General features: G+C 40.3%; 9 protein-coding genes. 7 read left to right on the top strand and 2 right to left on the bottom strand.

Annotation, left to right across the window (positions count from 1 at the left end; translation table 11 throughout):
- Positions 1-32 precede the first annotated feature (32 nt).
- The gene (gene aroC / locus IMPJCBKJ_RS19165) at positions 33-1,130 is read left to right on the top strand and encodes a chorismate synthase (protein WP_138599002.1); all 1,098 of its coding nucleotides are present in this window, start codon (positions 33-35) and stop codon (positions 1,128-1,130) included.
- Positions 1,131-1,198: 68 nt separating this feature from the next.
- Here the strand turns inward: aroC and IMPJCBKJ_RS19160 are convergent, their stop codons facing one another.
- Positions 1,199-3,205: a fused MFS/spermidine synthase gene (locus IMPJCBKJ_RS19160; protein WP_138599001.1), complete on the bottom strand. Its 2,007-nt coding sequence runs from the start codon at positions 3,203-3,205 to the stop codon at positions 1,199-1,201.
- Positions 3,206-3,335: 130 nt separating this feature from the next.
- On the opposite strand from IMPJCBKJ_RS19160, the gene IMPJCBKJ_RS19155 reads away from it, so the two are divergent.
- A complete protein-coding gene (locus IMPJCBKJ_RS19155) occupies positions 3,336-5,339 on the top strand; it encodes a winged helix-turn-helix domain-containing protein (protein WP_166341626.1) in 2,004 nt (667 codons plus the stop codon).
- 12 nt (positions 5,340-5,351) lie between these two features.
- Here the strand turns inward: IMPJCBKJ_RS19155 and IMPJCBKJ_RS19150 are convergent, their stop codons facing one another.
- Positions 5,352-6,191, bottom strand: coding sequence for a LysR family transcriptional regulator (locus IMPJCBKJ_RS19150; RefSeq protein WP_166341624.1), 840 nt, complete (start codon positions 6,189-6,191; stop codon positions 5,352-5,354).
- A gap of 101 nt (positions 6,192-6,292) precedes the next feature.
- Here IMPJCBKJ_RS19150 and IMPJCBKJ_RS19145 point away from each other — a divergent pair, with 101 nt between their 5' ends.
- The 5 genes from IMPJCBKJ_RS19145 to IMPJCBKJ_RS19125 all read left to right on the top strand — a co-directional run bounded on the left by IMPJCBKJ_RS19145 (position 6,293) and on the right by IMPJCBKJ_RS19125 (position 12,608).
- On the top strand, positions 6,293-6,943 hold the full coding sequence (locus tag IMPJCBKJ_RS19145) for a glutathione S-transferase family protein (RefSeq protein WP_166341622.1): 651 nt from the start codon (positions 6,293-6,295) through the stop codon (positions 6,941-6,943).
- A 174-nt stretch (positions 6,944-7,117) separates the two neighbouring features.
- Positions 7,118-8,281 carry a GGDEF domain-containing protein gene (locus IMPJCBKJ_RS19140; protein ID WP_138598997.1) on the top strand — a complete coding sequence of 388 codons (1,164 nt, stop codon included), beginning with the start codon at positions 7,118-7,120 and terminating at the stop codon, positions 8,279-8,281.
- 186 nt (positions 8,282-8,467) lie between these two features.
- The gene (locus IMPJCBKJ_RS19135; RefSeq protein ID WP_346774174.1) at positions 8,468-10,816 is read left to right on the top strand and encodes an HD domain-containing phosphohydrolase; all 2,349 of its coding nucleotides are present in this window, start codon (positions 8,468-8,470) and stop codon (positions 10,814-10,816) included.
- Between the two features lie 90 nt (positions 10,817-10,906).
- Positions 10,907-11,476, top strand: a complete 570-nt coding sequence (locus IMPJCBKJ_RS19130) for an elongation factor P hydroxylase (RefSeq protein WP_166341618.1) — start codon at positions 10,907-10,909, stop codon at positions 11,474-11,476.
- On the top strand, positions 11,466-12,608 hold the full coding sequence (locus IMPJCBKJ_RS19125; RefSeq protein WP_166341616.1) for an ATP-NAD kinase family protein: 1,143 nt from the start codon (positions 11,466-11,468) through the stop codon (positions 12,606-12,608). Before IMPJCBKJ_RS19130 ends, IMPJCBKJ_RS19125 begins: the two co-directional genes overlap by 11 nt.
- The last annotated feature ends 2 nt before the right edge of the window (positions 12,609-12,610 follow it).

Below are 12,610 nucleotides of genomic sequence, written 5' to 3'. Positions count from 1 at the left end.
GTCTCAGTAGTCATTAGGAATGAGGAAAATTAATGGCAGGTAATAGCATCGGGCAACTATTTAAAGTGTCCACCTTTGGTGAGAGCCACGGCGTTGCATTAGGCGGCGTTGTTGATGGCACACCAGCAGGTCTTGAAATTAGCGAGGCCGATTTACAAATAGATTTAGACCGTCGCAAGCCGGGGCAAAGTCGTTATACAACACAGCGCCGCGAAAGTGACGAAGTAAAAATTCTTTCAGGTGTGTTCGAAGGTAAAACCACTGGTACTAGCATTGGTTTACTGATTGAAAACACCGATCAACGTTCAAAAGATTACGGCAAAATTGCCGATGTATTTCGCCCAGGTCATGGTGATTATACCTATTGGCATAAGTACGGTATCCGTGATTACCGAGGTGGTGGTCGCTCTTCTGCCCGTGAAACGGCGATTCGTGTAGCGGCGGGTGCAATTGCAAAAAAATACCTAAAACAATTTCACGATATTGAAGTGCGTGCTTGTTTGAGCCAGCTTGGGCCAATTAAAGCTGAAGATTACAACTGGGATGAAGTGGAAAACAATGCATTTTTCTTTCCAGACACCAGCAAGCTAGAAGCGCTTGATGAGTACATGCGCGACCTAAAAAAACAAGGTGATTCGGTAGGCGCTAAAGTTAAAGTGGTTGCTAAAAATGTACCTGTTGGTCTTGGTGAGCCAGTATTTGATCGCCTAGATGCAGAGCTTGCACACTCATTAATGAGCATTAATGCAGTAAAAGGCGTTGAGATTGGTGATGGCTTTGATGTGGTAGAGCAAAAGGGCTCTGAACACCGTGATGAGTTAACTCCTGATGGTTTTACATCAAATCATGCGGGTGGTGTACTTGCAGGTATCTCGACAGGGCAAGACATCATTGCCTCTATCGCACTTAAGCCAACTTCAAGCATTACCATACCGGGTAATAGCATTAATACCAGCAACGAAGCGGTAGAGATGATCACTAAAGGACGTCATGATCCATGTGTAGGTATTCGTGCAATTCCTATTGCTGAGGCGATGATGGCGATTACTTTAATGGATCACTTATTGCGCCAACGTGGTCAAAATCCACATGTAAACCACGAACATGGACCAATAAAAGGTTCGATTTAAGCGCAGTCTTAAATAAAGAAAACGCAGTTAATGAGCGCGATGATTATCATCGCGCTTTTTTATGCCTGTTAGAATTTTAATAAGGGGAGTAGGCTGTGTTTGCTATCCGTCCACATTGCCAGCTCGCTATGTGGGTAGCGTTTAATAGGCGACAAATCACTGATAGATACACGATTTAAAAAAGCCTGATTATCAGTTAGCACCACCCAGTCTGAGCCTATGTCTGATGGGCTATGGCCTTGATAGCTAAACTTTAACATAGCCTTATTAAAGTGTTGGCTATGTGCCTGTAATACAGGCAGTAAGTCGATATGATTATTTGAAATATGCACAATCAATACGCCATTTTCATTGAGCCTTTGCCAATAAAGTGACATTGCTTCTTGGGTTAGTAAATGCGCAGGAATTACATCACTTGAAAATGCATCAATAATCAAGACATCAAATACTTCGTCCGCATTATTTTTTAGCGCAATACGACCATCCCCTAAGCTGACTGTGAGCTTAGCTTCACTGTTTTCTAAATATGAGAAATAGCGCTTTGCCATCTCGACCACAGCTGGGTTTAACTCAAAAAAGTGAATACTATCCTGTTGGTCTGCAAACCGCGCTAAAACGCCTGCACCCAAACCAATGACGCCAATGTTTAGTGCGCTGTGTTGCTTTAATATGGCAAGTGATTTAGCGACACCAGTATGCTGATGGTAATAACTTTGCTCAAACTGTTGGTTTGGATTTAGTGGCTCTGAGCCATGAATCGTGGTGCCGTCAATTAAGCGCCTTTCTTTTATTAATTGTGTGTTTATATCTTTTACCGCTAAATAACCATAAAAGTTGCGGCTAGTAGCAACGTTATATTGGTTAAAGTTTACCGCTAAAAAACAATAGCATGCTAACCAAGTAACTGAGCTGGTTGCGAGAGTGAATTTGAGCTGGTTTGTCTTTGTTTTAGCTTTTATTTGGAAGTAAGACACAAAACTAAAAATAACCGCTAAAGTAAGTACATACTCGTCAATCTGAACAAATAGCAATGGGGCAATGAGCGTACTGAAAAGCGACCCTAACACACCGCCAAGGGCGATATAAAAATAAAAAACGGTAAATTGCTCGTTTTCAGGGGCTTTGTTTCTAAGCTCTCCATGACAAATCATGCAGCTTGTTATTAGAATCAGACTGTAAATTAAAAGCTGGGCTAGGGCATTGAATAAGCTGCCAAAATAAAACATCAGCAGACCTGCAAAAGCCGAAAATATAAACGCATATGCCCACACATTACGCTGATAATTTGCTTTGTTAGCAAACGTATAACTAAAAGTGAGCAAGTAAATTACAAGAGGTAACGACCAAAGTAATGGCATGGGTGGAATATTAGTGCTGATCATATGCGTGGTAGATACCAACATGGCTGAGCTTAAGGCACTTAATAACAGCCATTGACCTTTACCTTTTAAGAGCGTGATAGGCCTAGTTTGAATCGACGCTCTTGATAAATCGGGTGCTTTTTTTAGTAAAAATATTACTAGAAGTGCTAATAACAAGCAGTAGCTGATGAGTCCAAATAGCCAGTAAGTAGTTTGCTGCTCTAAAGAAAATAGTAATTCATAAACGAGTGGGTAGCTTATTAACGCCAGTAAAGAACCCAAGTTTGAGATGGAATACCAATGGTAAGGCACCTGTGCTGAAGCAGTTTGCACATACCATCTTTGTAAAAGAACGCTGGTAGCGCTCAGTAGAATAAATATTGGACCAATTTCTATAAATAAATTAACAAACACCGCAAGCGCAGGTGGCCAATTTGTGAGATTTGGGACTGCAAATTCTGTCACAACAATGAGTGTGGCAAAGGTGACTAAAACTATATGGGAGACTACCTGCAACTTAATATGAAAGCGAACCATGTTATGCGCATAGAAATAGCCAATAAGTAACATGACTTGATAAAACACTAAACTCGCTGACCAGATAGAGGCACCACCCCCAAATTGCGGTAGAAGTTGCTTTGAAAGCATCGGCTGAATTTGAAAAATTAAAAAAGCACTGATGAAAATAGTAAGCGTTGATAAATATTTATACATTATTTTTATTACCTATATTGAGATAGCAAAAACAATCTAATAGCCAGAGTAAAGTGACAATGGAGTAACCCTTGAGTTTCTCTTAAGAAAACCTTAATCTTTGATTCGTAAATATTTATTGGAGAAGTAAGTGGCGCGTTATCGAATCGGTAAATTTGCAATTGATGAGAGTCGATGTTTAATTTCATCGCAAGATTATGAGCAAATAGTCGAGCCAAAGGTCATGGATGTATTACATACTCTTTATTTAAATAAAGGTGAAGTTGTAAGCCAAGAAGTAATCTTTGCAAAAGTGTGGCCTAATGCTACCTACAACCCAAGTTCGGTTCAGCGCTGTATCGCATTGCTACGAAAAGCACTCCAAGAAGATGCTAAAAATCCACAGTTTATAATCACACACCCTAAGCGTGGTTATAGCCTTGAAAAAGCAACACAGGGGCAAAGCAAAAAACTAAAAGCGCAACATCTTAGGTTGCTGTTTGTTTTACTAGCAAGCCTTATCGCTATTGCGTGGCAACTAGTGCCTAAGCAACAAGATAATGCTCACTTTACTCAGTTGATGCCACTCACTTCGAGTGAACTAAATGAAGCAAATTTGTCACTTTCACATAGTGGTAAGTACCTCGCTTTTGTTAGAGGTAAGAAAGGAAGTCAGCAGATTTGGATTAAAGAGCTTGCGACAGAGCGAGAAGTGAGGCTGACTAAGGACGCAGCAAGCTATTATGCTTTGGGGTGGTCGACCTCAGATAATGCGATTGCGTTTGCGAAAAGCACAGAGCAGAAACAATATCTAAACACGATAAGCATTGATTTATCAAATTTTCAGCCATTAGAACAAGCGACGGTGAGTGTTCTTAATGACACCGTTGTAACCAGTCACCACATCGATTGGCATGCTGATAAGCTGCTCTATTACATAGAAAAAGATAAACTAAACAACGATACTCGACTCGTTTCACTTAACTTAGAATCTAAACAAAAGACACACTTATTAGTCGCTACACAGCAAGATTGGTTACTCGTTAATGCGTTATCGAAAGATGGCCGTAAAGTCGCAATGGGTATTGAAGCGGGGCAAAACAAATACCGTATTGATGTACTCGACCTTGCCAGTAAAAAAATACAAACTATTGCCATCATAGAAAACGGTATTCAAGGGTTAAGTTGGCACCCGAACAATCAAGCGCTATTGATTAGCCAACGAAATCAGCTTGTTAATCTAGAGCTTGATGGTGAGCTTCAGTTAATTTCATTTAATAATTATCAAATAATTCGTGATGCCCAGTACACGCCAGACTCTGAAGCTATTTTGATGGAGCTAGTGAATGTTGATGTAGATATTGTTAGCCAAACACGTGCTAACCCTGACACTCTAACCAAACTCGTTGATACCTCATCAATCGACTTTTTACCTGTATTTTCGCCAGACTCAACGAAATTTGTTTTTGAGTCTCATCGTTTTGGATTAAAACAATTGTTTTTATACGATAATGGCAAGCAAACGCGCATTTTTGCTAACCCTGATAATCATGAGTTATTTGGCATTGTTTGGAGCCTGGACGCACGGCAGGTTTACACCGCAAGTAAAGATACATTGTTCAAAATTGATTTAAGCAGTGGTACTTATGAAACAATTCCTCACGGCAATCATTCTTTCTATTTGAGAGAAATGTATCACAATGAAGACGCGATTTTAGTTTCATATCGAGCAGAGGATGGACAGACATTTCACCCTGCAAAATTCGATTTAACAAGCCTAACTTTGACACCATTTACAGGCTCAGGGAAACGTTTAAGCTGCTATGGCATGGATTTAGATGAGCAAGACCAAATCTATTTTTCAAATAGCAACGAAGTGTTTCGAGTTAATAGCCGAGGAGATATTGAGACTGTTTGGCAGGCAGCTAACAATGATATTATTGGTATATCTGTAAGTAATCAGCAATTAGCGGTCACAATGGAGCATGCTGATACTATTAATTTCCAGCGTATTGATTTGGCAACCTCTGCAACAGAAAGTTGGCAATTAACTCAACCTAAGCAACATATGCTGATCAATAGTGCCCATGATTTAACAGAGTTTTTATACCTTACTGAGCCTAATAGAACTCGTAAGTTAGTAAAACTTCTATAGCTTGATATGTTTTTATGTCTTAATCAAATCTACAAGCTGCTTAAGCTGTTCATGACTGAGAGGGTTGTGGGCATGATTACCGTAAAGTAGGACGATATCAATAACAGGCAGTGTCGGAAGGGAGTTGTCGCTCAGCTCTTCCACACCTGATTGCATGCTTATTCGTGCCATACTGCCGATTGCTAGTCCCTGTTCAATCAAGCCATGTAACGCTCCCGCTGAGCCACAACAGGCAATAATATTAAAACGACGCTCGGTTTTTAATAGACCCTCAATACTGGCTTGGTGAAACTTACAGTCTCGTTGAAACAAGGCGATTGGAAGTGGGGTTGAATCGTTAATCTCAAAAGCAGGGCTTTTCACCCAGACACCTTGGCTTGATTGCAATAAGTAGCCTTCTTCGCTGTCTGGCGAGCGAGTGGCAATCACCAAATCGAGCATACCTTGGTCTAGTTTGGCTCTAAGCTCAGTGCTTGGGGCGCAGCTTATTTGTAAATCCAATGCATTAAACTGTTGGTGTAAGGCATCAACAAGCTCTGGTAGTAAAGAGTGGGCATAGTCGTCAGGACAACCAATGCGCACACGTAAATTGCCAGTGCCTGCTTTTAATTGCTTAAAGGCTTCATCATGAAGCGCTATCAATTGCTTTGCATAACTTGCTAGCTGGTGGCCTTGATGGGTTAGCACCAGTTGACGGCCTTGCTTTTCAAATAGCGGACTTGCGAGGTCTTGTTCCAGCTTTTTCATTTGCATACTTACTGCAGATTGGGTTCTGCAAATTTGTGCTGCAGCGCGGGTGAAACTACCTGTATCAACAAAGGCGCAAAAAGTCCTGAGGGCATCAATATCCATAATGTATCAGCATTTCTTATAGTTAACATAAAAACAATTGGCGAGTAATTACCCAATTGCTGTTTTATAGTGGGTCTAATCTAAACGTTAAAGGAAGCACAATGCAATTATTTATTGGCAATAAAAACTACTCAACTTGGTCATTGCGGGCGTGGTATTTACTAAGTAAATTCAATATCTCTTTTACAGAACAACAATTAGTTTTAGATACGCCTGAGTTTTATGAAGCATTAAAAAGTAAGTTTCCCGTGCAAAAAGTGCCGGCCCTTATTGATGCTGAGTTAATCGTGTGGGATTCACTCGCTATTTGTGAATACATCAATGATGCTTATCTAAATGGTGCTGCTTGGCCTAGTGAAATAGCCCAAAGAGCAAAAGCACGCAGTTTAGCTGCCGAGATGCACTCTGGTTTTGCTGCACTTCGTAATGAAATGCCAATGAATATTCGCGCTAAAAGGCATGTTGAATTATCAGAACAAGCTAAAAAAGATATTGCCCGTATCGATGAGATATTTTCTACTCAGCAGCAAAGGTATCCTAATGCGTGGTTATTTGGTGAGTTCTCTATTGTTGATGCGATGTTTGCACCTGTGGTACTGCGCTTTAAAACGTATCAGGTTACGCTTTCGCGTGCTGCACAAGCTTATTGTCAGCATGTATTTGCGTGTCCAGTCATGCAAACCTGGATTCGAGAAGCGTTAAAAGAAACCGATATAGTCAAGTCTGATGAGGCCGGCGAGAATGCTTGGTAAAAAAATAAAGAGTATTTTATTAATACTTTGTAACCAATCCCTGCTTTTTAATGGCTAATTTGAGGTATTTCTATACAAAATGACTAGTTTAATTAATGAACTATCATTCTATAATAGGGGAATAGCTCTTTATTTGAACATTCCTCTGTTACTCATTTCATTAGGCACGTATTTATGGGCGCATTTGCTGCAAAGTTATTAAACAAAGATCTGACAATAAAGCGCTTTGCTTGCCAGTTTAATTCATTGCAGGTCGAGCAAATATTTTTACAAAGCAAATTTAAACAGGATAAAAAAATTGCCCAATTCTTGTGTTGCACCATCGCGCTTCTCACTATTTTTATAACCTTTTTTGATAAAATGATCATCCAATCATTTTTTTGGCCAAATATTGCTTTGACTGGTCGTAGCATTATTGTCTCAGTTTGTATCTTTAGTGCTGTTGTTCTTGCTTACATTCAAACTCTAAGGCAGTTTAAGCTTGCAATTTCTTTGTTTATGGTTTTTTTATCAATCAGCATGCAATCAATGGCTTATACTTTTGACCGCGCCTATGTTTTACATCTGTTTTTTGACGTCATTATTCTTATTACGTTTTACTTTTCGGCGTTACTGCCTTTCAAATTGTCGGCATTTTTCGGGTGGGCTTACAGCTTAATAGCTTTATCTGTGATCTTTTTTACAAAAGAAATTAATAGCCATACCTCGTATATGGTTATTTTGGCACATGTTGCAGCGAACTTAACGGGTATGATTATGTCAGCCCATCAGCACCTAATGCGCCGCGAACTTTTTGTTCGAAATACGCAACTAGGTCAATTAGCGCAAGAAATGCAGAGCCAAGCATTTAAAGATGCACTGACTCAATTACCGAATAGAAGAGCCTTTGATAATAGTTATGAAGACTATCAACGGATAACTAAGCAACAGCAGCAAAAAATGAAGCAAGTGTGCGTTATTTTGGCTGATATAGATTATTTTAAACAGGTCAATGATAACCATGGTCATGAAGTTGGCGATGGCATACTTGAGCTTTTTTCTACTTTCTTAACTCAGTCATTACGCACTTCCGATGATGTTTATCGTTTTGGTGGTGAAGAATTTGTTATTGTTTTACCGCTTTGCTCGGTGTCTGATGCTGCAAAAATAATCGAAAATATGATCACCAAGCTTAATACTGAACCATTTGAAGTTGGAGAGCTTTCATTATTAATTAGAGCTAGCTTTGGTTTAACAGTAATGCGAGAGGAGCAGCAAAAATCAGTGATAGCTAGAGCTGATGCTGCACTCTACGAAGCAAAAGGTAGTGGTAGAAATCAGTTAGTAGTAAAAATTTAACGAGTCTAGATTATTTGGTTTATGTGTAAGTTTAGCAAAATGTATTAGATTTATTTATATCTGGATAATTATTTAGAGCTAGCAGGGAGTCGCACATTGTTTTCACAGAATGAAAGAAGATTTAAAATTTCAATACGCGTAAGTGTGTTATTAATATTTGCACTAGCGAGCTTGCTAACTGGAATCGTGGCGATCAGTCTGCACTATTATTTCAGTGAAAAATTAGTCCTTCAAACCAAAACCGAACAATTCAAATCAACCAGCCAACAAATAGCTGACCACATCACTCGAATTAATCAGCGGGTAGATAATACATTAAGTGTTATGATCCACGATAACAGACTGTTTTCAGGGAACTTTGATGAAAATAATTCTTTGCGAAATATTCTAATAGAAGTATTAAACAAACACCCAGACTTTCATTCATTATTGTTAGGGTATGCTAATGGTGACTTCATCGAAGTTGTGAATTTACGTGGTCATGCTCAATTACCTAAACCTAACGATCTTAGAGCTGAAGATAGATGGCTTATTTTTAAGGTGTTAGGGCAGGGTGAGTCTCGTCATCAAACTACATATTATTTAGATGAAAACCTATCATTAAATAGGAAATACAAACAAACTCCAGATTACGACCCTCGAAAGCGGTTATGGTTTAACGATGCAAAAGTTGGCACAGTTACCAAAACTCGACAGTATATTTTTAATCTACTAAAGATACCTGGTTATACGTACACAATAAAATCTGAACAAACGGGAGGAGTGCTTGCTATTGATGTTGCAAGTTCTAGCTTGAGTGCATTTTTAATTAAACAACAGCAAAAAATGCAGTTTCTAGTTTCTTCCGAAATGTACGTTTATCGTGGAGATGGTGAAATAATCGCTAAAAGTAAAACACAAGGTCATCATCACTCGTTTGATGACTTATCCAAGATAATCAAAACAAATGAGCAAACCATAGGACTCGCTAATGGACAACATCAATTTGGCAAAATGCTAAGTGTGAATGAGGATGGTGTTGAGAAATATATGTTTGTATTGCAGCTGCCACTCAGTAGTGAAATGCAATCTGATGAAATTGATTATTTTGCGGTTCTTGTGGCTAAAAACGATGTACTAGCAATTATTAAAGAAAAGATTCAGATCTCAATATTAGTTACAGGGTTATGTTTGCTTTTGCTGCTGCCTGTCTCTTGGTTTTTTGCCTCTTCAATCGTTAACCCAATACTTAAATTAGTGGGTGAGAATAAAAAAATTCAACAGCGTGACTACAATGAGGTTTCAACGCTTTCGAGTCATATTTTAGAAATTCATTATTTAGCTAGTTCGATGGTTGATATGAGTCGCTCGATTGAGCAACATGAAAACTCACAAAAAGCGTTGATGGAGTCGTTTGTAGAGCTTATAGCGCAAGCCATTGATGATAAATCGCCATATACGGCAGGGCATTGTGAGCGTGTGCCTGAGTTGGGTATTTGGCTTGCTGATGCAGCATCAGGTTCAACAGATGAGGCGTTTTCTGAGTTCAGTTTTAAAACCCCGGATGAGCGACGAGAGTTTCGCTTAGCGGCGTGGCTACATGACTGCGGTAAAATCACTACACCAGAGCATATTGTTGATAAAGGCACTAAGCTCGAAACCATTTATAACCGTATTCATGAGGTACGCACCCGATTTGAAGTGCTACTACGTGATGCAAAAATTACCTACTATGAGCAACTATTAGCGCATCCAGAGCAGCAATCTGTGCTTAAACAAAAGCTTGAGCAACAAACAGAGAAGTTACACGCAGACTTTAGCTTCATTGCCGCTTGTAATGTTGGTGGTGAGTTTATGGATGAAGCGCAGTTGTCTCGTTTACATGAGGTTGCTAGCATCAAGTGGCAGCGTCATTTTGACGCAAGTTTAGGTTTATCGCCCCTTGAAGAAATGCGTATGGCTGATTTGAAAAATCAGCATTTACCTGTTGAAGAGTCACTCCTGAGCGATAAGCCAAGTGATTTAATTCCACACGAAAAAGCCGTTGAGTACCCAGAAAGTTTAGGCATTAACATGGCAATTCCTGAGTATAAATATAACCTTGGTGAAGTGTATAACTTATCTGTGGCACGAGGCACGTTAACAGCGGAGGACCGATTTAAGATCAATGAGCATGTGATCAGCACAATTCGTATGCTAGGTAGTGTGCCATTCCCGAAAGAATTAGCGAAAGTTCCGCGCTATGCTTCTACTCATCACGAAACTTTAAAAGGGACAGGCTATCCGCGAAAATTAACCGCTGAGCAGTTATCAATACCCGAACGTGTGTTAGTACTTGCTGATATCTTCGAGGCATTAACCGCAGCCGATAGACCTTATAAAAAAGCCAAGCCACTGAGTGTTGCCATTGATATTTTAGCCAAGATGGTAGCCGATCAGCATGTTGATGAAGATGTGTTCAAATTGTTTTTAACTTCTGGTATTTACCTAAAGTATGCAAAACGCTATTTAAACCCAGAGCAAATCGATGATGTTGATATCGCAAAATACCTGTAACTGAGGGCGGTTGCTTTTACTTTGGAGTGAAAAGTCCGTACAATTCGCCTCGTTTTTAGTGACGCTTTTAACGAGATGAATTCAAGCCGTATGCATCAGATTGCTGACTTAATCGCTATTTTTGAAAGCACCTTTTATCAAAGCCATAACACGCGTTTGATAAAGGGTGATGATGAGCCTATTTACCTACCTGCTGATGAGCAAACGCCTTATCACCAAATTGTGTTTGCCCACGGTTTTTATGCCAGTGCTTTGCACGAAATAGCCCATTGGCTGGTGGCTGGTGAGGCGCGTCGGTTAAAAGAAGATTATGGCTATTGGTATTGCCCAGATGGTCGTGATAAGCAGCAGCAAGCTGAATTTGAAGCAGTTGAAGTAAAGCCCCAAGCTATAGAGTGGGCGCTCAGTACTGCAGCAGGTTTTGATTTTAATGTATCGGTTGATAATTTAAATGGTGAGCAAACCTGTCGATTCGATTTTCAAGCGCGAGTTCACCAGCAAGTGTTGAGCTTTTTAGCATCTGGCTTTAATCAGCGCACAACAGCACTTCTTAAAGCATTGAGTGATTTCTATAAAACCCCATGGCCACTAACGGCTGCTCAGTTTACGTGGCAGCGCGATTTTCATGGCAACCCAGGAGCTTTATCTGATGCAGTTTAAATTAGGTTTAATTGTAAACCCGGTTGCCGGCTTAGGTGGCAGTGTCGCACTAAAGGGCAGTGATGGCGCAGATACCGCAGCAAAAGCAATGCAACTTGGTGCTGAGCCAAAAGCAAACCTACGCACCCGAGCGGCACTTGAAGTGCTGCTTGCCCATCAAGATGACTTAATCATTTACACTGTAAACGGTGAAATGGGCGAGCAAACGGCAAAGCAACTAGGCTTTCAAAGCCACGTTATTTACCACACAAACGATATCACCACCCCAGATGACACAGAGCAGGCTGCCAAGCTATTAGTTGAGCAAGGTGTCGACCTTATTTTATTTGCGGGTGGCGATGGTACTGCCCGCAATATTTGCCATGCTGTTGGCGATAGCACTCCTGTATTAGGTATTCCTGCAGGCTGCAAAATTCATTCTGGGGTTTATGCTATTACCCCAAAAGCAGCAGGGCGTGTTGTTGAGATGCTAGTTAAAGGTGAACTTGTAAGCCTTGGTGATGCTGATGTGATGGATATCGACGAAGAAGCATTTCGCGAAGGCACGGTAAAAGCTAAGCGCTATGGTGAAATGCAAGTGCCTAGTGAAGTACGTTATGTACAGGCCGTTAAAAATGGCGGTAAAGAAACCGATGAATTAGTGCTTGCCGATATAGCTGCCTATGTTGTTAGTGAAATGGATGAAGACTGCTTATATGTGATGGGCAGTGGTTCTACAGTCGCGGCAATTATGGAAGAAATGGGTCTTGAAAATACCTTGCTAGGTGTAGACTTAGTGGCAGACCAAGAGCTTATTGCGCAGGATTTAACTGCTCAGCAATTACTTGAGCTCACAGAAGGTAAAGAAACCAAATTGGTGATCACCTTAATTGGTGGCCAAGGCCATATCTTTGGCCGAGGTAATCAGCAATTAAGCCCTGCACTTATTCGTGCTATTGGCCGCGACAACATTATTGTGGTGGCCACTAAAACTAAATTACAGGCCTTGAATGGCCGACCACTGATTGCCGATACGGGTGATAGTGAGTTAGACGATGAATTAAGTGGTTATATTCGCGTAACCACCGGTTTCAATGACCATATTATGTATGCAGTGGGTCATCAAGATGGGCTGCACCCAGAGGAGAAGTAACA

Source organism: Pseudoalteromonas sp. MB47, assembly GCF_011319765.1.
GTDB classification, from domain to species: domain Bacteria; phylum Pseudomonadota; class Gammaproteobacteria; order Enterobacterales; family Alteromonadaceae; genus Pseudoalteromonas; species Pseudoalteromonas simplex.
Note: the sequence above shows the minus strand (reverse complement) of the source record. Positions and strands in the feature narration are given on the sequence as shown.